Origin of the sequence: Frigoribacterium sp. CFBP 8759 (assembly GCF_014841655.1) — a bacterium.
Lineage (GTDB): Bacteria > Actinomycetota > Actinomycetes > Actinomycetales > Microbacteriaceae > Frigoribacterium.
In genome coordinates this window covers 448,233-469,187 of sequence record NZ_JACYUH010000003.1, presented here as the reverse complement: position 1 = coordinate 469,187, position 20,955 = coordinate 448,233, and the positions used below count along the sequence as shown (strand labels likewise).

The following is a 20,955-nucleotide window of genomic DNA, read 5'->3' as shown; positions in this document are numbered from 1 at the left end:
GTCGCGCCGCGCTAGAACGCGGTGATGGTCCAGCTCGCCGTGTGGGCCTCGCCCGGGGCGAGCAGCACGAGGTCGTCACCCGAGTTGAAGGCGTCCGGCGGGCAGGTCATGGGCTCGACGGCCAACCCGACGCGGTCGTTCTCGGGCTCGGGGCGGTCGGCGGTGTGCACCTGCACCCAGGGCAGCTCGGTCCCCCACGACATGGTGACGCCGTGGCCGTCGCGCGCGGTCACCGTGGCGGTGACCCGCGCCTCCTGAGCGGGGCCCCCACCGGCGTCGCCGTCAGGGGTGCCGAACGCGAGGTCGGTGAAGGCGTGGTCGACGAACAGGTCTCCGACCGGGTGCCCGTCGCGGAAGTCGAAGCCGTCATGGTCACCGACGGGCCGTGTGCCGACGGGGACCAGGCGGTCGTCGGTCACCTCGAGGTAGCTCGCGGCGGGCAGCGTGAACGACCAGTCGTCGACGCGACCCTCGCCGGCGACGAGGTAGGGGTGCGGCGCGGTGCCGTAGGGGGCGACGCCCGTGCCCGCGTTGCGGGCCGTGACCGTCGTGGTGAGCCCGTCGTCGGTCAGCTCGTAGACGACCGACAGCGCCAGCCGCCACGGGTAGCCGTCGCTCGGCACGAGCACGAACGAGGCCGAGGCCCGCGCGGCCTGGGCCTGGTCGATGGTCCAGTCGGCCCAGTGGGCCAGGCCGTGCAGGGCGTGGCCGCGCTCGACCTCGTTCAGGGGCAGCTGGTGTTCGACCCCGTCGCGCTCGTAGCGTCCGTCGGTCACGCGGTTGGGCCACGGGGCGAGCAAGGCCCCGCGGAAGCCCGGCCGCACCTCGTCGGCGGCGAACGGCACGACCAGGTCGCGGCCCTCGAAGGTGAGCGTGCGCAGCGTGGCCCCGACCCCGGCGATCTCGGCCCGGTAGCCGTCCCGCTCGAGCACGACCTGCGCGCCGGAGACCGGCACCGGCGACGTGACGAGGCGAGCGGTCGGCGGCGCCCCCGGTGCGGGCTCGACGACGGGGGGCACGGTGCCGTGCGGCGGCACGGGGGCGACGGGGGTGGGCTCAGACATGCGCGGGCTCTCCGAGGACGGACGCGGACAGGAACGGGTTGCGGAAGCGGCCCTCGGGGTCGACCGCCGCGACGTGGGCGGCGAAATCGCCGAGACGCGGGAACACCCGGCGAAGCTCGGCGTGCGTGGCGGTCGAGACCTTGCCCCAGTGCGGGCGGGCGTCGAACGCGCCGAGCACCCGCTCGATCTCGGGCAGGACGGCGAGCACCTCGTCCGGGCGGCGGTGCCAGGTGAAGTGGAAGGCCACGCTCTGACGTCCGCCACTCGGGCTGATCCAGGCGTCGTCCGGGGCGATCGTGCGGATCTCGCTGACCATGAGCACGTCGGCGAAGGTGTGCGCGATGCCACGGAGCCCCTCGATCGCGGCCGCGGCGTGCTCGGCGGGGATCAGGAACTCGCTCTGGATCTCTTCGCCGGCGCTCGGCGTGAAGTCGAAGCGGAAGTGCGGCAGGCGTTCGAGCCACGGGCCGGCCACGCCGCCCTGCTGCGTGACGGCCGCGGTCTCGGCCCCGGGGATCATGTGCGTGGTCGCGTCGGCCCGCACGGCGCCGAGGTCGCGGAGGTCGAGACCGACCGCGTCGCCGACCCGGTGCTTCGACCAGACCTGGTCGACCCCCGCGCCGTCGTACCGCGTGAAGAAGCTCAGGCTGTACGCGCCGGCGAGCACGGCGTCGAGGTGCTCGAGGGCGGCCGCCCACGGGAGGTCCTCGTGGATGGTCTGCTCGACGTCGAAGGTCGGCACGGTGTCGAGTTCGAGGCTCGTGACGACGCCGACGGCGCCCAGCGAGACGACGGAGGCGCCGAACGCGTCGTCACCGCGGCGGACGGTCTCGAGGCTGCCGTCCGCGCGGACGAGCTCGACGGCGCGGACGCCGGCCGAGAGGGCGGGATTGCGCACGCCGGAACCGTGCGTGCCGGTCTGGACCGCTCCGGCGACCGAGATGTGGGGCAGCGAGGCGAGGTTGTGCAGGGCGAGGCCGCGACGCTGCAGCTCGCCCGCGAGGGCGGCGTGCGTCGTGCCCGCACCGACGCGGACCGTGCCGGCGGCCGAGTCGACCTCGACCGGGGTGTCGAGCGCGTCGAGCGAGACGAGGACGCCGTCGGTGTCGGCGACCCGGTTGAACGAGTGGCGCGAGCCCAGGGCCTTGACCCGACGGCTGCCGGTGACGACGTCACGCAGCTCGTCGATGCTCGTGGGGCGACGCAGGTCGGTCGTCGAGTACTCGACGTTGGCGGCCCAGTTCTGCATGGAGACTCCTTCGGCTCGGGGTGCTGCGTCGAGTCTAGGCGAGCCCCACCGCCGGGAGTGAGCGCTCACTCGCCTCGGGCGGCGGCCTGCCAGCCGAGCAGCGGGCCGAGGCGCTCGGCGGCGTCGGTCAGCACCTGCGTGTACTCGGCGAGTCCGAAGTCGAACGGCAGCTCGACGATCAGGTCGTCGACCTCGCGCATCGCGGCGTTCTCGTGCAGCTGCTCGGCGATCCACTCGGACGGGCCGACGAGGTCGCGGTCGAACATCATGCCGCGGGGTCCGTGGGCCACGGTGGTGCGGTCGCGACGGGAGGACGCGTAGGCCTCGTACGCCGCACGCTGCTCGGCGGTGGCCGTGTCGGTGGGCAGGACGACCGCGCCCTTGGCGACCCGCGCCTCCTGACCCGAGGGGTGGACCGCGCGGAACGCGCGGATCTGCTCGAGTTGCGACGCCGCGAAGCGGGTCGGCTCGATCGGCCCGGGCGCGCCCGCGAAGCTGACGTTGCTGATCAACATGCCGAGGCCCTGGCGACCCGCCCACTCGGCCGACCGGGGGCTGCCCGCGCCGTACCAGACACGGTCGGCGAGGCCGGGGCTCTGCGGCTGCACCCGCCCGGTGAAGACCTCGATGCCCTCGGTGCCCTCGAACGCGCTGACCTGCTCGCCCCGGACGAGCGAGAGGAACTTCTCGACCCGGCCGTACGAGAAGTCCTGGTGGTCGGCGGCGTCCCCGTAGAGGTGCGGCCCGACCTCGTCGTAGGCGCGGGGCTCGCCGACGCTGACGCCGAGCTGCAGCCGGCCGCGCGAGAGCACGTCGACCGTGCCCCAGTCCTCGGCGAGACGGAACGGGTTCTCCCAGCCGAGCGGCATCACGGCCGTGCCGAGGGTCAGGCGCGAGGTGCGCTGCGCCGCCGCCGAGAGGAACGCGACGGGCGACGAGATGCCGAACTGCAGGTGCCGCGTGCGGGTCCAGCCGCCGTCGAGCCCCAGCGCCTCGGCCCGCTCGAACAACTCGAGCCCTTGCTCGAGTCCGACGGTCGGGTCGTCGCCCTCGAAGGCGCCGATGGTGAGGAAGCCGAGGCGACGAAACGGCCTCGCGGCGGCGGACGGAGCGGGCGACGAGGAGGCGGTGGTCACCCGTCGAGCCTAGCCAGACGACCCGGGGTCGCCGGGCCGGGCCCCGGCCCTCGTCCCCCCGTGCGACATCCCCGGACGGCGTCCCCCGGGGCGCGTCCCCCGCATTGGGGACCGGCCCACCCCCGTACTGGGTGCCTGTGCCCCGTTGTCCCCCACCCCGGAGTGCGGTTCGCTGGACGGAGCCGTTCGAGGGTCACGTCGACGACGACTCGACCACGCACGCCACCACGACTCCAGGGGAACAGAACACGATGGACACCGCAGAGCCCGACACCGGACGCCCGGGCACGAACGACCCCTCGGACGCGGCGCTCGTCCTCGACCCCACCGCGACCGTGGGCACCGTCCGGACCACGCCGGCGCGCCCGGCCCGCATCCGTCGCGAACGCGCCACCCGTCTGCGTCGCCCCGCCACCTTCGTGCTGTCCTGGCTCGACCTGCCCAACGACGGCAGCGACCCCACCCTGCCCCTCGGCACGTGCCTCGTGCTGCGCACGGTCGGTCGACCGGCGCGGGACGTGCTCGTCGACCTGCCCGGCGGCCCCGTCCGGGGTCGCGACAAGCTGCGCCCCGGCGCCCCCCTCGGCATCGCGACCCCCGTCGAGCTCGACGCTCTGGTCGCCCTCGGCACCGTCTTCGTCGAGTGGTCGGACGCTCGCGGTGTCAGCCGGACGACGTGGCTCCGCGTCCCGCCGGTCCCGGCTCGGTACCGCAGCCCCGCCGCCCACTGACCACGTCGACACGTCCACCCCTGACCGGGACGTCGCCGGGACGGACGTGAGCGACGCGCCGACGCGCGCCGCCCCTCCCGGGCTCAGTGCCGGTACGCCGCCGCCGGGTGCGTCGCGGGGAGCCGGGGTCCGCCGCCGGTCAACCGCTCGCGCAGCGTCTCGCCGGGCACGTACGCCTCGCGCAGTCGACCACGACGACGCAGCTCGGGCACGACCAGCTCGACGAAGTCGGTCAGCGTGTCGAACGAGTGGTACTGGCGCAGGTTGATGCCGTCGATGCCCTCGTCGTCGAGCCAGCGCTCGACGGCGTCCGCGACGACGGTCGGGGTGCCGGCGACGAAGAACGTGCCGCCCCAGGCCTCGTCGACCGAGTCGATCAGCTGCCCCACCGTGATGTCGAGCGGCAGCGCGGCGGCTCCCGGGTGGTCGAGCCGACCCTCGGCCTCGAGCGCCTCGCGCACGGTCCGGTCGCGGGGGTGCGCCGGGGCGTCGAAGGGGATGCTGCGGTGGATCAGCTTGCCCTGCTCGCTGGCGAACGAGCGGTAGAGCGCCAGCTTCTCGGCGACGACCTCGTCGGTCTCGCCCGTGATGACGCCGGCCTGCACGATGAACGACACGTCGTCGGCGGAACGTCCGGCCGCGACCGCCGCCTCGCGCGTGGCCGCGCCGACCGCCCGGACGGCGGGGCCGCCGGTGAAGACGACCTCGGCGTTGCGGGCCGCCTGCTCGACGCCCTTCGGCGACGCCGTCGCGAGGAAGAGCACGGGCGTGCGCTGCGGCGACGGCTCGCTGAGGTGCGGGCCGGCGACGCGGAAGTGCTGGCCGACGTGGTCGATCGCGTGCACCTTGGCGGGGTCGGTGTAGACGCCGGAGCCGGGCTCGAGCCCGTCGGCGGTGGGGTCGGCGACGACGGCGTCGTCCTCCCACGAGCCCTCCCACAGCTTGTAGAGCACGTCGAGGTACTCGGCGGCGCGGGCGTAGCGCTCGGCCTTCGGGATCTCGGCGTCGAGGCCGAAGTTGCGGGCGGCGTTCGGCAGGTACGACGTCACGACGTTCCAGCCGACGCGCCCCTTCGTGAGGTGGTCGAGGGTCGACATCCGCCGCGCGAACGCGAAGGGCGGCTCGTAGCTCGTCGAGAAGGTGATGCCGAAGCCGAGGTGCTCGGTCACCGCGGCCATGGCCGGCACGACCATCATCGGGTCGTTGTTGGGCGCCTGGATGCCCTCGAGCAGGGCCGGTGCCGGGCTGTCACCGAACACGTCGTAGGCACCGAGCACGTCGGCGATGAAGATCGCGTCGAAGCCGCCACGCTCGGCCAGGCGGGCCAGCTCGAGCCAGTACGCCAGGTCTTTGTACTCGCTGCGGTGGTTGTGCGGCAGTCGCCAGAGACCGTGCGTGATGTGCCCGACGCAGTTCATCTCGAAGAGGTTGAGGATCAGCTTCTTCTTCGGGGCGGGGCTCCCGGCGTCGGCGGCGGCGGGGACGGTGGCGGACGGCTCGGGCGCGGGGGTGTCTGCGGTGCTCACGCGTCCTACTGTGCCGCACCGCGCCTCCTCGTCCACCGGGTGGTGACGCCGTGTCGCCCGAGGGGAGAGCCGGGCGGCACCACACCGAACCGCGTCCCGTGCACGACACCGCGACGAGACGAGGTGTGGTGCACGGAACGCGGTGCGGCGCGGCGCGGCGGGTCAGCGCTCGCGGATCGTGGTGGTCACGTCGACGAGGCTGGGATCGGCGGGTGCCGAGCCGAAGCCGAACCGCACGGGCGGGTCGAGCGGGGCCAGCGCCCCGAGGGCGCGACCGTCGAGACGGGCGTCGACCGCGACGATGCGGCGGGCCAGAGTCACGCCGTAGTACTCGCGACGACCTCCACCGGCCGTGCCCGCCGTGCGGGCACCCCGGACGATCAGTCGGGCCACCGGGTCGATCAGCGTGAGCCAGCCGGGGCGGGTCGCGAACGCCCGGGGCACGAGCCTCAGCAGCCAGCCGAGCGCGGACACGGGCCCGATCTCGAGCGACAGGTCGAGGACGTCGCCGCCCGCGTCGTCGGGGCCGGCCGAGACCCGGAGCGTCCGGTCGACGCCGCGCCACGACACGGGCTGCACGCGCACCTCGTCGAACGTGTAGGTCGACGAGACGTAGTCGGCCACGGCCTGCGACGGCGCCAGCAGCGTGCGGTGGCCGTCCGCCCCCTCGACCATCACGTCGACGAAGCGGCCGAGCGGCGAACGGTCCCACAACCCGACGACGACGCGCGTGCCGGACTCCGTGCCGAAGCCGGCGATGCGTCCGTGGAACCGCTGGTCGGGGGTCGCTCTGCTCATCGCTCGACCGTACGCCGACGGTGCTGCACGCACCGCGCCACCGGGGTCCGTCGCTCCCCCGCTCGTCGCGGGCCGAGGCGGACCCGGAGGCGCGGGTCGTCGGTTCGGGAGGCGCTACTCGGCCACGCGGTCCGAGACGGTCTCGAGGGCGGCGAGCTCGTCGGCGCTGAGGGCCACGCTCGCGCTGGCCAGCAACGCGGGCAGCTGCTCGAGGGTGCGGGCGCTGGCGATCGGGGCGACGACGCGGGGCTGCGCCTGCAGCCAGGCGAGGGCGATCGTGGCGATCTCGACCTGGTGGGCGCTCGCGATGTCGCGCAGGGCGGCCACGACGTCGAGCCCCTCGTCACTGAAGTAGCCCTCGACGTTGCCGCTGCGGGCCCCGGCGATGTCGTCACGGCTCTGGTACTTGCCGGTGAGGAAGCCCGCGGCGAGCGAGAAGTAGGGCGTCACGCCGAGCTGGTTCAGGGCGGCGAGCGGAGCCAGGTCGCGCTCGTAGGACTTGCGGGTCACGAGGTTGTAGTGCGGCTGCAGGGCGACCGGGGCCGCGAATCCCTCGCGGCGCGCGATCTCGACCCACTCGGTGATGCGCTCGGGCGAGAAGTTCGAGATGCCGACGTGCCGCACCTTGCCGGCCTTCTGCAGCGCGTCGAAGGCGCCGAGGGTCTCGGCGAGGTCGTCGCCGGTGTCGAAGTGCGCCCAGTACAGGTCGATGTGGTCGGTCTGCAGGCGGGTCAACGAGGCGTCGGCCGCGGCGGCGACGTTGGCGGCGCCGAGCCCGGGGAACTCGGGGTGCTGGCTGACCTTGGTGCCGAGCACGATCTGGTCGCGACGCGAGGCGCCACCCTGGGCGAGCCAGGTGCCGATGACCGTCTCGGACTCACCGCCCGAGTTGCCGTCGGCCCAGGCCGAGTAGACGTCGGCCGTGTCGACGAAGTTGCCGCCGCCGGCGACGAAGGCGTCGAGCACCGAGTGCGACTCGGCCTCGTCGCTGGTCCAGCCGAAGGTGTTGCCGCCGAGGGCGAGGGGGAAGACGTCGAGGTCGGATGTTCCGACGAGGGGCATGCGGGGGTTCCTTTCGCGAACGTCGCGTCGGGTCGGCGCGGCGACTACCCAGGTCTAACGCGTGCGGCGCGGGTTCGTTCCCAGGTCCGCGGCGTTCCCGGGTGCGCGGTCAGTACCCCTGCTCGACGTCGACGACGCCCTCGGGGTCGCCGCCCTCGGCGAGCGCGCGGATGTTCGCCTCGACCCGGGCCTGGAACAGCGGCTCGGTCATGTCGTTCGTGTTCGCCTGGTGCGGGGTGACGAGCGCACGGGGCTCGGCCCACAGGGGGTGACCGTCGGGTAGCGGCTCGGGGTCGACCACGTCGAGGCCCGCGGCTCCGATCCGCCCCTCGGCGAGTGCCGTCACGAGCGCGTCCGTGTCGACGAGCGGGCCGCGGGCGATGTTGACGAGCACGGCCGTGTCCTTCATGGCGGCGAACTCGGCGGCACCGAGCAGGCTGCGAGTGCCGTCGGTGAGGGCCGCGGCGACCACGACGACGTCGCTCGTCGGCAGGACCTCCGCCAGGCGGTCGACCGTGATCGTCCGGGCGGCACCCGGCACGGCCTCGTCGGTGCGGCGCACCATCGTCACCTCGACGTCGAACGGCTGCAGCAGCCGCAGCAGCTCGGTGCCGATGCCGCCGGCCCCGACGATGGTGACGGACGCTCCGTTCAGCGAGATGCCGCGCTGCTCGCGCTCCCACGAGGAGGCGCGGGCCCTGATCTGCAGGGAGCGCAGCGTCGCCAGCGTCAGCGCCAGGGCGTGCTCGGCCACGGGTGCGCTGTACGCGCCCTTGGCACTGGTGAAGACCAGGCCGTCGCGGGCGGTGGCCTGCATGGTCTCGACGTAGGCGTCGACCCCGGCGCTCGGCAGCTGGACGACGCGGACGCGGGGGTGCTCCTCGATCGCCGCGCGCAGGGCGTCCTGGTCGACGCGGCCACCGAGGACGATCATGTCGGTCTCGTCGCCGAGCTCGACCAGGCGGGCGTCGGTCGCGTCCACCGCCCTCGTCGCGGGGGCGACGCCCCAGGCGTCACCGGACGACGCCTCGGAGTCGGCGGTGGCGGAGGCGGAGGGCAGGACGGTGACAGCGACGGTGCTCATCGCTCCACCGTATCGATCCGGTCACGAAAGCGACTCAGGCTCGTGTCCGCGTCGAGCCGGTGGCAGAGTGACGCCGTCTGCAGGTCGCGAAACCCGATCGTGGACGCGGGAGGCACGGGTCAACGGCGACACGCGCCTCCTTCCCCTCACCCCACCCCGTCGCTCCCGTCGCACGACGGTCGACGGTCGCGGCCCCCGGGGGTACGCTGTCCCACGGCCCAGGCGGGCCCACGGCCCCACCGGGCCCGGCGGCAGCACGACGGAAGGCAGGTGAGCGGCGATGGCTGGTGACAGTACTGGCGCCCCGCGGCATCGCTCCGTGATCGCGCCGTCCGCCCCGCTCGTCTGAGCACCGGGCCCGACCGACCACGAGCGAGGCCCACGGGCACCGACGTCTCCTGTCGACGCACGTCGTCGACGACCCGACACCCCGGTGTCGTCTCGTCGCCCGTGTGCGTCGCCCCGGCCCCACCGCACACCCGTCGTCCACACGGCTGTCGTGACCACCACCGGTACGACATCGTCCCTCGACGGACGGTCGTCGCACCCCGAACGGCAGGAGCGCAGACCATGGCACTCATCGACAACGGCATCTACGTCGCGGGACACCGCACCGACAGCCCGGCGAACCTCGACGAGACGTTCGAGCTGCTGCACGAACACCAGGGCATGGCCTGGATCGGGCTGTACCGCGCCGACCCCGACGAGGTGCGCTCGATCGCGCAGGAGTTCGAGCTGCACCCGCTCGCCGTGGAGGACGCACTCAAGGGCCACCAGCGCGCGAAGCTCGAGCGCTTCGGCGAGACCCTCTTCGTCGTGCTGCGGTCGGCCCGCTACCTGGACGCCGAGGAGACGGTCGAGTTCGGCGAGGTGCACGTGTTCGTCGGTCCGGGCTTCGTCATCACGATCCGGCACGCCGAGAACCCCGACCTGGGTCGGGTGCGGCGCCGCCTCGAGTCGAACCCCGAGCTGCTCGCCCTCGGACCCGAGGCCGTCCTCTACGCCGTGCTCGACCAGGTGGTCGACGGCTACGGCCCGGTCGTCGCCGGCATCGAGAAGGACATCGACGAGATCGAGGACGAACTCTTCGGCGGCGACCCCGAGGTCTCACGGCGCATCTACGAACTGCTGCGCGAGGTGATCAGCTTCCAGCGCGCGACGAGCCCGCTGCGGGGGATGCTCGAGAACCTGCTGCGCGGGTCGGACAAGTACGGCGTCGACGTCGAGTTGCAGCGCTCGCTGCGCGACGTGCTCGACCACGTGTTGCGCATCGGCGAGCGCGCCGACACGTTCCGCGCCCTGCTCGAGAACGCGCTGACCGTGCACTCGACGCTCGTCACCCAGGCGCAGAACGACGAGATGCGGCGCCTGTCCGAGGCCGGGCTCGCCCAGAACGAGGAGACCCGGCGCCTGTCGGAGGTCGGCCTGCAGCAGAACGACGAGGTCAAGAAGATCTCGGGCTGGGCGGCCATCCTGTTCGCCCCGACCCTGGTCGGCGGCGTCTACGGCATGAACTTCGACCACATGCCCGAGTTGCACTGGCAGTTCGGCTACCCCATGGCGGTCGCCGCCATGGTCGCGGTCGGCGCGAGCATCTGGGGCGTCTTCAAGTGGAAGAAGTGGCTCTGACGCCGTCGCACCGGTGACGCCGTCGGGCCGGTGACGCGGAGAACGCAGGAGGCGCGGGTCGGGTGACCCGCGCCTCCTGCGTTCACGAGGCGGTGCGGTGCTGCGGTCGGGGCCTAGGCCTCGAGCGCGGCGTCGAGCGTTATCTCGACGCCGGTGAGGGCCTTGGAGACCGGGCACGTCTCTTTAGCGTTCTGGGCGGCCTCGAGGAAGCCGGCCTCGTCGATGCCGGAGACCTCGCCGCGGACGGTGAGGGCGATGCCGGTGAGCTTGAAGCCGCCGGCCGAGTCCGGGCCGAGCGAGACGTCGGCCTTGACGTCGAGGGCCTCGACGGTGCCGCCGGCCTGGCCGAGGACGGCCGAGAACTGCATGGCGTAGCAGGCCGAGTGGGCCGCGGCGAGCAGCTCTTCGGGGCTGGTGGAGCCGTTGGCGTCGTCGGCGGCACGCTTGGGGAACGAGACGTCGTAGGTGCCGAGCTTCGAGCTCGAGAGCTCGACCTGACCTTCGCCGGTCTCGAGGCTGCCGTTCCAGGCGGTGCGTGAGGTGCGAGTGGGCATGTGGTGCCTTCTTTCGTGGAGGGGCCGACGTCGGGGTCGGCCCGGGGTGGGGTGTTCGGGGGTGTTCTAGTCGGTCGGTGAGGCGGGTCAGAGGTGCTGGTCGGTGAGGGCGGCCGTGTTCGCCCGGACGGCGGCGGCGAGCGCGGCGATGTCGGCTCGCAGCGTCTGCAGGTCGGTCAGCTCGAGACCGGTGGCGCCGCAGATCTGGTCGGCGAAGCCGGCGGCCTGCTCGCGGAGCGCGACCCCGGCGTCGGTCAGGGCGACGTCGACGGTGCGCTCGTCGGAGGCCGAGCGTGTGCGCGTGACCAGGCCGTGGGCCTCGAGCCGCTTGAGCAGGGGCGACAACGTGCCCGACTCGAGCTGCAGCTGGTGACCGAGCTCGGAGACCGTCGTCGGGCCGCCCTGCCAGAGGACCAGCAGCACGAGGTACTGCGGGTAGGTGAGGCCGAGCGGCGCGAGCAGGTCGCGGTACCGCGCCGTGACGGCACGCGAGGCGTTGTAGAGCGCGAAGCAGATCTGCTCGTCGAGCACGGGCGCCGGGCCCGGGGTCGTCGTCTCGGCTGCTGTCGTCATGTCGGCGACTGTAGCACGTCGCGCACGACTTGGTTGTGCACAACCAATGGCCCCCCCGCGTGACGCGGGACGGGCGGCGACGAACCCGCCTCAGTCGACGTCGAACCCGCCTCGGTCGACGTCGGCCCGGCGTTCCCGGAAGGCGATCATGTTGACGCGGTTGCCGCAGCGGACGCTGCAGAACCGCTTGGACCCGTTGCGCGACAGGTCGACGAAGACCCCGTCGCAGTCTTCCGCGGCACAGGCCCGCAGCCGGCCGGTCTCGTCGGTGCGGATGACGTCGACCAGCGCCAGGGCCGACTCGACGCGGATGCGGTCGGCGAGGGGCGCGTCGTCGCTCGTCGCGTGCAGGTGCCAGTCGAGGGCGTCGTGTCGCACGAGCCGGGGCGACGAGACGCTGTCGGCCAGCATGCGGTTGACCTCGGCGGCGAGCAGGTCGCGCTCGAGCGTCCAGATGCGTCGCAGTTCGGCCCGGACGCCCTGCACCGAGGCCAGTTCGGCGTCGTCCCGGTCGAAGCGGCCCGAGAAGGCGAACGAGTCGAGCAGGGCCGTCAGCTCGGCACGGGTCGAGAGCTCGTCGCCACCGGACCGACTCGCGCCGGCACCGGTGTTGACCAGGGCGACGTTGAACTCGAGGACGTCTTCGGTGTCAGGGGCGAAATGCAAGTTGACTCCTTGTCAGAGGCGGTCCTACGCTCGCTACAGAGACGGCGAGTCAGCACCCATTGTGCACGACGGCCCTGACACAAGGAGTCCTCGTGAGCACCGGTGCGACCACGACCACGATCGCGACGACACCCCTCGCCGCGGGGCGCCCCGCCTCGACCACCGCCGGCCTGCTCGTCGCCCTGCTGGCCGCCGCCTCGTTCGGATTCTCGGGCCCGTTCGTCAAGCCGTTGCTCGAGTCGGGCTGGAGTCCCGTGGCCGCCGTCACGGTCCGCGCCCTGATCGGCGGGGTCGTGCTCGCCCCCGTCGCCCTCTTCGCCCTCCGGGGCCGCCTGGGTCCGATCTGGCGTGCCCGGTGGCGCGTGCTCGGCATGGCGGTGGTCGGGGTCGCCGGCACCCAGGTCTTCTACTTCGCCGCGGTGGTGCGCATCCCGGTCGGCACGGCGATCCTCGTCGAGTACCTCGCTCCGCTGCTGCTCGTCGGTGTGGCCTGGGCGACCTCGCGACGCGTCCCGCAGGCCGTCGTGCTCGTGGGCTCCGTGATCGCCTTCGCGGGCCTCCTGCTGGTCGTCGCCCCGAGCGGAGGCGTGGCCCTCGACCCCGTCGGGCTCGCCCTGGCGGGGGCGGCGATGGTCTGCTGCGCCGCCTACTTCGTGCTCGCCGCCCGGCCGAGCGGCGACCTGCCCCCGGTCGCCCTGGCGGCCTCGGGCCTGCTCGTCGGCGCCGGGCTGCTGGGACTGCTGGGACTGACCGGCCTCGTGCCGTTCACGACCTCCGCGGCCGACGTGCCCCTGTTCGACGCGATCGTGCCGTGGTGGGTGCCGATGCTCGTGGTCGGCGTCGTCGCCACCGCGGTCGCGTACGCCACGAGCATCACGGCGAGCAGCATGCTCGGCTCCCGCCTGGCGTCGTTCGTCGGCCTGCTCGAGGTGGCGGCCGCCGCGCTCTACGCCTGGCTGCTGCTCGGCGAGGCCTTGACCCCGCTGCAACTCGGCGGCGGCCTGCTGATCGTGGTCGGCATCGGCTTCGTCCGGGCCGAACGCACCCGCGAGGCCGTGGTCGTGGCCGACGCCGTGGCCGAGACGCCCCTCGGCGACGCGGTGGCCGAGCCGCCCGTCGTCGACACGACCCGGGCCTCCTGACCCTCTCGACCCGACCTGACCCGCGCCTCCGGGGCCGGGCATAGGGTCGAGGGGTGACTCCGACGACGCTGCCGCGCAGCACGCCCTCCGCCCAGAACGTCGACGCGGCGGGCATCGCCGCGTTCGTCGACGCCCTCGAGACCACGGCCGGCGTCGAGCCGCACAGCATCATGCTGCTGCGCCACGGGCAGGTCGTCGCCGAGGGCTGGTGGGCTCCGTACTCGGCCGACCGCGCCCACCTGCTCTACTCGCTGAGCAAGAGCTTCACGTCGTCGGCCGTCGGGTTCGCCGTGGCCGAGGGCCTGATGGGGCTCGACGACACCGTGCTCGGCCACTTCCCCGAACTCGACGACGAGGTCACCGACCCGCGCAGCCGCTCGATGCTCGTGCGCCACGTGCTCGCGATGGCCAGCGGTCACCGCGCCGAGACCCTCGACCGTGCGCTCGCCGTCGACCCGGTCGACGTCGTCCGGGGCTTCCTGCTCACGCCGCCCGACGACGAGCCCGGCACCGTCTTCGCCTACAACCAGCCCTGCACCTTCGCCGCCGGCGCGATCGTGCAGCGCGTCACGGGCCAGCCGCTGAGCGAGTACCTGCGACCACGCCTGCTCGACCCGCTCGGCATCGGCGAGGTCGGGTGGCAGCGCGACGCGTCCGGCCGCGAGCTCGGCTTCAGCGGACTGCACGCCACCACCCACGCGATCGCCGCCCTCGGCCAGCTCCACCTGCAGCAGGGCGAGTGGGACGGCGTGCAGCTGCTGCCGCGCGAGTGGGTCGCCGAGGCCACGCGCTCGCACGTCTCGAACGCGGGCGAGTCGAACCCCGACTGGGCGCAGGGCTACGGGTTCCAGTTCTGGATGGCCCGCCACGGCTTTCGCGGCGACGGCGCCTACGGGCAGTTCGCCGTCGTGTTGCCCGAGCACGACGTCGTGCTCGCCCTGACCGGCCAGTCGCTCGACATGCAGGCCGTGCTCGACGCGGCGTGGGCGCACCTGCTTCCCGCCTTCGGCACGGACGCGGCGCGCGCCGGCGACGCCCCGGCCGACGCCGCCCTGGCGTCGCGCCTCGCCGACCTGGCACTGTCCGGGGTCGCCGGTCCCACCGAGCACGACGCCGCACCCGTCCGGCCGGCGGACGAGGAGGCGCGGGACGGCGACCAGGACTCCCCCGGCACCGACCGGCTCGTGTCGTTCACCGCGGCCGACGGCAACGACCAGCCCGACCTCACCCTGGTCGACCTGCGCGCCTCGGCCGACGCCGCGACGACGCTCACGCTCGTCGAGGGCGACTCCCGCCTCGTGGTCCGGGTCGAGGCCGAGGACTGGGTCGTCACCGACGGCTCGGTCGGCGGGGCCGGCTCAGGCGCCGGCTCCGCCGCGCCGGTCGCGGCGAGTGCCACCCGGTCGGCCGACCTGCTGCACGTCGACCTCGTCTTCCTCGAGACGCCGCACCGCCTGCACTTCACGCTCGACGAGTCGGACGGGACCTTCACGGCCTTGTGGGAGACCCAGCCGCTCCACGCACCCGCGCTGGCGCAGCTGCGCATGCCGCGCGACTGACGCGACCCGCGCCTCCGAGGCGCCGACCCGGCTGGGTCGGCGCACGACTCAGCCGAGGACGCCCGTGTGCTCGAGCACGATGTTCACGCCGATGAGGATGAGGATCACGCCACCGGCGATCTCGGCCGGCTTGCCGAACCTCGCACCCACCCGGCGCCCGACGAGCACGCCGACGAAGGTCAGGACGGTGGTGGTCACACCGATCAGCAGGACCGCCCAGCCGATCGAGACCGGCAGGAACGCCAGGGTCACCCCGACCGCGAGGGCGTCGATGCTCGTGGCGATCGCGAGCACGGCGAGTTCGCGGAGGTTCAGCCGGTCGGTGTCCTTCTCGTCGTCCTCGCCCGACGAGAACGCCTCGTAGAGCATCTTGCCGCCGATCAGGGCGAGCAGTCCGAAGGCGACCCAGTGGTCGAACGGCGCGATGTACTGCGCGAACGTCGAGCCGAGCAGCCAGCCCAGCAGCGGCATCAGCGCCTGGAACGCGCCGAACGTCACGGCGATGACGACGGCATGACGAGCGTTGAACCGCGTCATGTGCAGGCCCTTGCCGAGGGCGACGGCGAAGGCGTCGGCGGACACGCCCAGCGCGATGAGGAAGAGGGCCCAGAACGACATGGGGGCAGCGCCTTTCGAGACGGTCGGGTGGAGACACCGCTGTCTCGGAACCTGACGATCCTGCCATGCTCGACGCGCCTCCTCGGCCGGAAAAGCCCTGATCAGAGGTATTCGGCGCGCCGAATCCGTGGTGTCGGCGAACCGTCGCGCGGGGCGTCGCGCGCCGAATGCCTCCCCCGGCCGACGGTCAGGAGGCGCGGCGCGGCTCAGGCGGGGACGAGCACGTCGCGGGGCAGCACGGCGTGCACGCCCCAGGTGCGGTTGGCGACCTGGGTGACGCGCAGGTCGACGACCGTGCTGGCGAAGGCCAGCGCCGTGGCGGCGTCGAGCGAGTAGAGCTGACGCATCCACTCGACCATCGCGGCGAGTGCGTCGCCGCTGGCGACGTTGAGGTCGGCGTCGAAGCCGAAGGTGATGCGCGCCTCGGGGGTCTCGGCGTGGATCGTCGAGAGCGGGCGGTCCGTGGCGAGGCCGACCCGCGCCTCCGTCGTCATGCCGGTCTCGATCGCGGTGCCACCGACCTCGCCGTCGCCCTGGGCCGCGTGCCCGTCGCCGAGGTAGAGCAGGGCGTCGTCGACCGCCACCGGCAGCCAGAGGGTCGTGCCCGCGACGAGGTCACGGCAGTCGATGTTGCCGCCCACGGAGGTGCGGGGCGGGATGGTCGAGTGCTCTCCGGCCTCGGCGGGGGCGAGTCCCATGACGCCGAGGAAGGGCGCGATCCGTCGACGCAGGCCCCGGCTCTCGGTGGCCGTGCCGGCGTCGCGGTCGATGCTCCAGAGCAGCCAGGCGGCCTCGGCGTCGACCAGGCCGAGGTGGCGGGTGATCGGGGTGTCGGCGGCCGCGGCGACCGTGAAGCCCCAGTCGTCGGGGGTGAGCGCGAGCAGGTCGAGCTGGAGCATGTCACCCGGTCGTGCCCCGCGGACGGCGATCGGACCGGTCAGGGCGTGACCCCGCCGCGTCGGGAACAGGTACGGGGTGACCTCGCCGGGCACGGTCTGCGGCTCGAGGTGGCCCGATGCGTCGAGCGAGCGCACGACGACCGTGTCACCGGGGTCGATCGTCAGCACGGGGGCGTGGTCGCGCGAGAAGACCTCGTGGGCGGTGTCGGTGCGGGGGTCGAGGCGGTGGGTCGTCATCGTCCGAGCGTAGGCCGCGACGCCGACACCGACACCCCGCCGGACGTGCCGCGCCCAGGGGCCGTCGGTACGATGGAGCCCTGTTCCGCCCAGACCCCGCCCCACCTGCTCACAGAGAGACCGACGCCCCCATGGTCCTGTTCTTCCACGTCCTCATCATCGCCATCTCGGTCGTCGGCGCCGGCCTCATCTCGGCCGCTCTCGTGGGGCTCGCGACCTCGAAGTAGCGCGAACCCCCTCGGCGTCCCTCACCCGGATGGAGGTCGTCGACCATCCGGTCGGCGGTGGCGGCGACGACCCCCAAAGACCCGTTTGACGGTCGGATGCCTCGGCCTGCACGATGGCCGCATGTCCGCACTCGACGAACTCCGCGCCACGGCCCACCCGATCCGCCTGCGCCTCCTGTCGCTCCTGACCGGCGTCGCGATGAGCGCCGCCGAAGCCGGTCGCGAGCTCGGGCTGTCGCAGGCGACGGCGAGCTACCACCTGCGCGTGCTCGAGCGCGTGGGTCTCGTCGAGGTCGTCGAGGTGGTCACGATCCGCGGCGGCGAGGCCAAGCGCTACCGGCACCTGTCGTCGGCGCAGCCGTTCCCCGTCGTCCCGCCCTCCGTCGACGGGACCGACGACGACACCGACGCCGACACCGACGCCGAACGCGCCCGCTACGTCGACGCCCTGGCCGACGAGCTGCGTCGCCGCTCCCCGCGGCGGGCGGATGGCCCCCAGATCTCGACCGACGCCGAGCTCTGGGTCGACCCCGAGACCTGGCAGCGGGTCGTGCGCCACGTGGGTCACGCCTCCGCCCTCCTGCACGCGGCCGCGCAGCGCCCCCGGACGCCCGGCACGAACCCGGTGTCGATGACGGCCGCCCTGTTCCCGATGAGGCGACCGTGACCGGGGACGCAGGAGGCGCCTCCTCGGTCCGCCGGGCCCCTCACGACCGCCGGGGTCCCCTCGCGCACGGCCCGTTCCGCTGGCTGCTCGCGGCTCGGACGACGGGCGTGCTCGGCAACGCCGTCGCCCCGATCGCCCTCGCGTTCGCCGTGCTCGACCTGACCGGGTCGGCGGCCGACCTCGGCCTGGTCGTCGCGGCCCGGTCGATCGCCAACGTCGCGGTGCTGCTCTTCGGCGGCGTGATCGCCGACCGGCTGCGGCGCGACGTCGTGCTCGTCGGGACGTCGCTCGCCGCCGCCGGGACGCAGGCCGTCGTCGCCTCGCTCGTCGTCTCGGGGTCGGCGACGATCCCGCTGCTCGTCGTGCTGAGCGTGCTGAACGGGGCGGTCGCGGCCGTGAGCCTGCCCGCGGCGGCGGCCCTCGTGCCCGAGACGGTGCCCGACGCCCTGCTGCGGCCCGCCAACGCACTGCTGCGCCTCGGCCTCAACGGCGGCAGCGTCGTCGGGGCGTCGGCGGGGGCGGGGATCGTGGCGGTGGTCGGTCCGGGCTGGGGCCTCGCCGTCGACGCGGCGGGCTTCGCCCTCGCGGGCGTGCTGTACTCGCGGCTTCGGCTGCGGCTGCCCGTCCGGCCCGGCAGCCCGTCGCGCGGCGGGGTCGGCTCCGGCGCGGGCGCGGGCGCGGGGGCGGGGGCGGGCGCTGGGGCGGGCGCTGGCTCAGGCCCGGGCTCGGGCCCGTCGGTGATCGCCGATCTGCGCGAGGGGTGGCAGGAGTTCACCCGGCGCTCGTGGGTCTGGATCGTGGTGGCGCAGTTCGCGGTGCTGAACGCCGCGTTCGTGGGGGCGACGACGGTGCTGGGCCCCGTCGTGGCGGACGGGTCGTTCGGGCGGGCGGCCTGGGGGTTGGTCGTCGCGGCCCAGACGGTCGGCCTCGGCCTCGGAGCCGTCGTCGCCCTGCGCTGGCGGCCCCGGCACGGCCTCGCCGTGGGCGTGGGGCTGATGGCCGTGACGGCGGTGCCGGTGGCGACGCTCGGACTGGCTCCGGTGGTGCCCGCGCTGGTGGTGGCCTTCCTGCTGGGCGGCGTCGCCCTCGAGATCTTCGCCATCTCGTGGGACCAGTCGTTGCAGAGCCACGTGCCCCGCGCCTCCCTGGCCCGGGTCTACTCGTACGACATGGTCGGCTCGTTCGTGGCCGTGCCGCTCGGCGAGGTGTTCGCGGGGCCGGCGGCGCAGCACGTCGGCACGCGACCGACGCTGATCGTCTGCGCCGCGATCATCGTGGCGGCGACCCTCGCGGCCGTGTCGACGCCGGGCGTCCGCCGACTGACGACCGACGAGGTGCGCCCACGGGTCACCGAGCCCTGACGGTCGCCAACTCGTCCCAGTGGGTGGTGGCGCGGGGCGACACCATGTCGCGCTTCATCGACCACCCGCGACGGTGGCGGAGACCCGCGATGCCGAGCCCCAGGGTGTCCTCGCCGAACTTGCCGGCGATGCGGTCGATGACCGCGCCGTAGGCGGGCGGTGCCGCGTCGGCCTCGCCGAAGACGTCGAGGCTCGCGTGTTCGTCACGGGGGGTGAGCTCCATCAGGGTGACGCCCGCCCGGACGTAGCGCTTGCCGGGTTCGAGCTGCGGCCCGAGGGCGGCGATGGCCGAGCGGTACAGCAGGGCGGCGTCGTCGGTGGGCTCGGGGAACGCCACCGACACCGAGTGGTTCGTGTGGGCGGCGCTGTCGGAGAACGGCGAGGTCGCGGTGAAGCACCGCATCATGCGCGTCAACGACCCCTGCCCGCGCAACCGGGCCGCGGCTCGCTGCGTGTAGACCGACAGGACCTCTTCGAGCTCGGTGACGGTCGTGATGGGCACCGCGAACGACCGCGAGTGGTAGATCTGCTCACGGTCGGGCTGCACCTGCTCGATCGGCAGGCAGTCGACGCCTCGTAGCTCGTGGACCACCCGGGCCTGCACGACGCCGAAGCGCGTGCGGATGCGGGCGGCGTCGGCGTCGCGGAGGTCGGCCGCGGTGTGGATGCCGAGCGGCGCGAGCTTCTTCGCCGTCCGGCGACCGATGCCCCAGACGTCGCCGACGTCGACGCTCGCGAGGATCGCCGTCTGCTGCTCGGGGGCGTAGCTGCCCAGGTGGCAGACGCCGGCGAGGGCGGCGTTCTGTTTGGACCCCCGGTTGGCGAGTTTGGCCAGGGTCTTGGTCGGGGCGATGCCGATGCTGACGGGCAGCCCGATGAGCTTGCGCAGGGCGCGGCGGATCTCGCGGGCCTGGTCGATCGTGTCGTCGAGCGAACCGGTCAGCTCGATGAACGACTCGTCGATCGAGTACACCTCTTGGTCGCTGGTGTACCGACTCAGGATCTCGGCCGACCGCGCCGACATGTCGCCGTAGAGCTCGTAGTTGCTCGACACCGCGACCACGCCCTGCATCGCCGCGATCGGGGCGATGCTGTGCCACGGTGCCGCCATGTCGACGTTCAGCGCCTTCGCCTCTTGCGAACGGGCGATGACGCAGCCGTCGTTGTTCGACAGCACGACCACCGGCCGCCCCTCGAGGGCCGGGTTGAAGACGCGCTCGCACGACACGTAGAAGTTGTTGGCGTCGACGATGGCGACGCTGCGCTCGGACGCGGTCGACCGGGATGTCGTAGCGGACTCAGACACGGTGCAGGCACCTCGTCACGACGCCCCAGATCGTCGCCTCGTCGAGCTCGGACAGCACGATCTCGGGGTAGGCCGGGTTCTCGGGGCTGAGCACCATCCGCCCCTGCCGGTACGAGAGGCGCTTGACGGTGAGCTCGGCGTTGACGACCGCGACGACCACGTGGCCGTCGTGGGCGTCGAGCCCCCGGTCGACGACGAGCTCGTCACCGTCGAAGATGCCGGCGCCGGTCATGCTGTCGCCGCTGACCCGCACCAGGAACGTCGCGGTGGGGTCGCGCATCAGGTGCCGGTTGAGGTCGACCGGCCCGTTGTAGTAGCCCTGCGCCGGAGAGGGGAAACCGGCGTGGACGGCTTCGGCGGCCTGCTGCGGCAACAGGTGGTCGGGACGTTCGTCGCCCCCGACGGGGCCGATGACGGCGGTCACCGTGTGCCCTCGCACCCGGCACGGGGGTCGCCGAGGAGGCGCACGCCGGTTCGCACGGACGACTGCCGGTGGTCTCTCATCACGCCTCCCACCGAGGACGCTACGTCAGACCACCGACACCGCGCTCCGCGCCGGGACGGCCGCCCCGCCGCGACCGCCGACCCCGCGGGTGCCGCACCACCGCGACCACCGACCCCACGAGTGCCGCGCCACCGGCACGACGTCCCGCCCCGGCACCTCGGGCCACCCCCCGCCGCCCCGGCACTCCGGCACCCCGCCCTGCGCGTCGCCACGCGGTGCGGTGCGGTGCGGGCAATTCCTGCCTCGTGCTGCGACGTTCCGCGGCGGCCCCGAGCCTCCGGGCCCGGGTATTCGCGCTGCGGCACCATCCCGGAGTTGCCGACGCGGATCATGGTGACGCGCGGTCCCGACCGGAGCCGAGC

Annotated in this window: 20 protein-coding genes; 6 read left to right on the top strand and 14 right to left on the bottom strand. The window is 73.5% G+C overall.

Annotation, left to right across the window (positions count from 1 at the left end; translation table 11 throughout):
• Nucleotides 1-11: 11 nt before the first annotated feature.
• From IFT79_RS12370 to IFT79_RS12360, 3 genes are all read right to left on the bottom strand, one after another.
• Nucleotides 12-1,064 carry an aldose 1-epimerase family protein gene (locus IFT79_RS12370; protein WP_192124465.1) on the bottom strand — a complete coding sequence of 351 codons (1,053 nt, stop codon included), beginning with the start codon at nucleotides 1,062-1,064 and terminating at the stop codon, nucleotides 12-14.
• On the bottom strand, nucleotides 1,057-2,313 hold the full coding sequence (locus IFT79_RS12365; RefSeq protein ID WP_192124463.1) for an FAD-binding protein: 1,257 nt from the start codon (nucleotides 2,311-2,313) through the stop codon (nucleotides 1,057-1,059). The genes IFT79_RS12370 and IFT79_RS12365 overlap by 8 nt, the downstream gene beginning before the upstream one ends.
• A gap of 65 nt (nucleotides 2,314-2,378) precedes the next feature.
• Nucleotides 2,379-3,449: an LLM class flavin-dependent oxidoreductase gene (locus tag IFT79_RS12360; protein WP_192124461.1), complete on the bottom strand. Its 1,071-nt coding sequence runs from the start codon at nucleotides 3,447-3,449 to the stop codon at nucleotides 2,379-2,381.
• 251 nt (nucleotides 3,450-3,700) lie between these two features.
• Here IFT79_RS12360 and IFT79_RS12355 point away from each other — a divergent pair, with 251 nt between their 5' ends.
• Entirely contained in the window at nucleotides 3,701-4,180 is a 480-nt protein-coding gene (locus IFT79_RS12355; protein ID WP_192124459.1) for a hypothetical protein, read from the top strand.
• An 83-nt stretch (nucleotides 4,181-4,263) separates the two neighbouring features.
• Here IFT79_RS12355 and IFT79_RS12350 read toward each other — a convergent pair whose 3' ends face one another.
• The 4 genes from IFT79_RS12350 to IFT79_RS12335 form a co-directional block, all read right to left on the bottom strand.
• Nucleotides 4,264-5,706, bottom strand: a complete 1,443-nt coding sequence (locus IFT79_RS12350) for an NtaA/DmoA family FMN-dependent monooxygenase (RefSeq protein ID WP_342211842.1) — start codon at nucleotides 5,704-5,706, stop codon at nucleotides 4,264-4,266.
• Between the two features lie 162 nt (nucleotides 5,707-5,868).
• On the bottom strand, nucleotides 5,869-6,504 hold the full coding sequence (locus IFT79_RS12345; RefSeq protein ID WP_056046745.1) for a hypothetical protein: 636 nt from the start codon (nucleotides 6,502-6,504) through the stop codon (nucleotides 5,869-5,871).
• A 114-nt stretch (nucleotides 6,505-6,618) separates the two neighbouring features.
• On the bottom strand, nucleotides 6,619-7,566 hold the full coding sequence (locus IFT79_RS12340) for an aldo/keto reductase (RefSeq protein WP_192124457.1): 948 nt from the start codon (nucleotides 7,564-7,566) through the stop codon (nucleotides 6,619-6,621).
• A gap of 109 nt (nucleotides 7,567-7,675) precedes the next feature.
• Entirely contained in the window at nucleotides 7,676-8,650 is a 975-nt protein-coding gene (locus IFT79_RS12335) for a D-isomer specific 2-hydroxyacid dehydrogenase family protein (RefSeq protein WP_056046749.1), read from the bottom strand.
• Nucleotides 8,651-9,220: 570 nt separating this feature from the next.
• Here IFT79_RS12335 and IFT79_RS12330 point away from each other — a divergent pair.
• Complete coding sequence (locus tag IFT79_RS12330) at nucleotides 9,221-10,279, top strand: magnesium and cobalt transport protein CorA (RefSeq protein WP_056046751.1); 1,059 nt, start codon at nucleotides 9,221-9,223, stop codon at nucleotides 10,277-10,279.
• 113 nt (nucleotides 10,280-10,392) lie between these two features.
• On the opposite strand, the gene IFT79_RS12325 is transcribed toward IFT79_RS12330, so the two are convergent.
• The 3 genes from IFT79_RS12325 to IFT79_RS12315 form a co-directional block, all read right to left on the bottom strand.
• Nucleotides 10,393-10,833: an OsmC family peroxiredoxin gene (locus IFT79_RS12325; RefSeq protein ID WP_056046752.1), complete on the bottom strand. Its 441-nt coding sequence runs from the start codon at nucleotides 10,831-10,833 to the stop codon at nucleotides 10,393-10,395.
• Nucleotides 10,834-10,920: 87 nt separating this feature from the next.
• Nucleotides 10,921-11,406 carry a MarR family winged helix-turn-helix transcriptional regulator gene (locus IFT79_RS12320; protein ID WP_173151509.1) on the bottom strand — a complete coding sequence of 162 codons (486 nt, stop codon included), beginning with the start codon at nucleotides 11,404-11,406 and terminating at the stop codon, nucleotides 10,921-10,923.
• A 90-nt stretch (nucleotides 11,407-11,496) separates the two neighbouring features.
• Nucleotides 11,497-12,072: a CGNR zinc finger domain-containing protein gene (locus tag IFT79_RS12315; protein WP_082460336.1), complete on the bottom strand. Its 576-nt coding sequence runs from the start codon at nucleotides 12,070-12,072 to the stop codon at nucleotides 11,497-11,499.
• Nucleotides 12,073-12,164: 92 nt separating this feature from the next.
• Here IFT79_RS12315 and IFT79_RS12310 point away from each other — a divergent pair, with 92 nt between their 5' ends.
• Both IFT79_RS12310 and IFT79_RS12305 read left to right on the top strand, forming a co-directional pair.
• Nucleotides 12,165-13,214, top strand: a complete 1,050-nt coding sequence (locus tag IFT79_RS12310; RefSeq protein WP_342211841.1) for a DMT family transporter — start codon at nucleotides 12,165-12,167, stop codon at nucleotides 13,212-13,214.
• Nucleotides 13,215-13,267: 53 nt separating this feature from the next.
• Complete coding sequence (locus tag IFT79_RS12305; RefSeq protein WP_192124455.1) at nucleotides 13,268-14,773, top strand: serine hydrolase; 1,506 nt, start codon at nucleotides 13,268-13,270, stop codon at nucleotides 14,771-14,773.
• A gap of 48 nt (nucleotides 14,774-14,821) precedes the next feature.
• On the opposite strand, the gene IFT79_RS12300 is transcribed toward IFT79_RS12305, so the two are convergent.
• On the bottom strand, nucleotides 14,822-15,391 hold the full coding sequence (locus IFT79_RS12300) for a manganese efflux pump MntP (RefSeq protein WP_192124453.1): 570 nt from the start codon (nucleotides 15,389-15,391) through the stop codon (nucleotides 14,822-14,824).
• A gap of 206 nt (nucleotides 15,392-15,597) precedes the next feature.
• Nucleotides 15,598-16,527 carry an acetamidase/formamidase family protein gene (locus IFT79_RS12295; RefSeq protein ID WP_192124451.1) on the bottom strand — a complete coding sequence of 310 codons (930 nt, stop codon included), beginning with the start codon at nucleotides 16,525-16,527 and terminating at the stop codon, nucleotides 15,598-15,600.
• Nucleotides 16,528-16,875: 348 nt separating this feature from the next.
• On the opposite strand from IFT79_RS12295, the gene IFT79_RS12290 reads away from it, so the two are divergent.
• Entirely contained in the window at nucleotides 16,876-17,421 is a 546-nt protein-coding gene (locus tag IFT79_RS12290) for a winged helix-turn-helix domain-containing protein (RefSeq protein WP_192124449.1), read from the top strand.
• Nucleotides 17,418-18,782, top strand: a complete 1,365-nt coding sequence (locus IFT79_RS12285; RefSeq protein WP_192124447.1) for an MFS transporter — start codon at nucleotides 17,418-17,420, stop codon at nucleotides 18,780-18,782. The genes IFT79_RS12290 and IFT79_RS12285 overlap by 4 nt, the downstream gene beginning before the upstream one ends.
• On the opposite strand, the gene IFT79_RS12280 is transcribed toward IFT79_RS12285, so the two are convergent.
• Nucleotides 18,769-20,088 (bottom strand): Y-family DNA polymerase, encoded by a 1,320-nt coding sequence (locus IFT79_RS12280; RefSeq protein ID WP_192124445.1) that lies wholly within the window; start codon nucleotides 20,086-20,088, stop codon nucleotides 18,769-18,771. The two genes, IFT79_RS12285 and IFT79_RS12280, sit on opposite strands and share 14 nt — an antisense overlap.
• Complete coding sequence (locus tag IFT79_RS12275; RefSeq protein WP_143048573.1) at nucleotides 20,081-20,512, bottom strand: LexA family protein; 432 nt, start codon at nucleotides 20,510-20,512, stop codon at nucleotides 20,081-20,083. Before IFT79_RS12275 ends, IFT79_RS12280 begins: the two co-directional genes overlap by 8 nt.
• Nucleotides 20,513-20,955 lie beyond the last annotated feature (443 nt).

Excerpts from the sequence above, each read along its gene's own strand:
- IFT79_RS12370 (WP_192124465.1), bottom strand. The coding sequence starts at position 1,064 with ATGTCTGAGCCCACCCCCGTCGCCCCCGTGCCGCCGCACGGCACCGTG.
- IFT79_RS12365 (WP_192124463.1), bottom strand. The coding sequence starts at position 2,313 with ATGCAGAACTGGGCCGCCAACGTCGAGTACTCGACGACCGACCTGCGT.
- IFT79_RS12345 (WP_056046745.1), bottom strand. The coding sequence starts at position 6,504 with ATGAGCAGAGCGACCCCCGACCAGCGGTTCCACGGACGCATCGCCGGC.
- IFT79_RS12335 (WP_056046749.1), bottom strand. The coding sequence starts at position 8,650 with ATGAGCACCGTCGCTGTCACCGTCCTGCCCTCCGCCTCCGCCACCGCC.
- IFT79_RS12320 (WP_173151509.1), bottom strand. The coding sequence starts at position 11,406 with ATGACGACAGCAGCCGAGACGACGACCCCGGGCCCGGCGCCCGTGCTC.
- IFT79_RS12325 (WP_056046752.1), bottom strand. The coding sequence starts at position 10,833 with ATGCCCACTCGCACCTCACGCACCGCCTGGAACGGCAGCCTCGAGACC.
- IFT79_RS12330 (WP_056046751.1), top strand. The coding sequence starts at position 9,221 with ATGGCACTCATCGACAACGGCATCTACGTCGCGGGACACCGCACCGAC.
- IFT79_RS12355 (WP_192124459.1), top strand. The coding sequence starts at position 3,701 with ATGGACACCGCAGAGCCCGACACCGGACGCCCGGGCACGAACGACCCC.
- IFT79_RS12300 (WP_192124453.1), bottom strand. The coding sequence starts at position 15,391 with ATGTCGTTCTGGGCCCTCTTCCTCATCGCGCTGGGCGTGTCCGCCGAC.
- IFT79_RS12295 (WP_192124451.1), bottom strand. The coding sequence starts at position 16,527 with ATGACGACCCACCGCCTCGACCCCCGCACCGACACCGCCCACGAGGTC.
- IFT79_RS12290 (WP_192124449.1), top strand. The coding sequence starts at position 16,876 with ATGTCCGCACTCGACGAACTCCGCGCCACGGCCCACCCGATCCGCCTG.
- IFT79_RS12340 (WP_192124457.1), bottom strand. The coding sequence starts at position 7,566 with ATGCCCCTCGTCGGAACATCCGACCTCGACGTCTTCCCCCTCGCCCTC.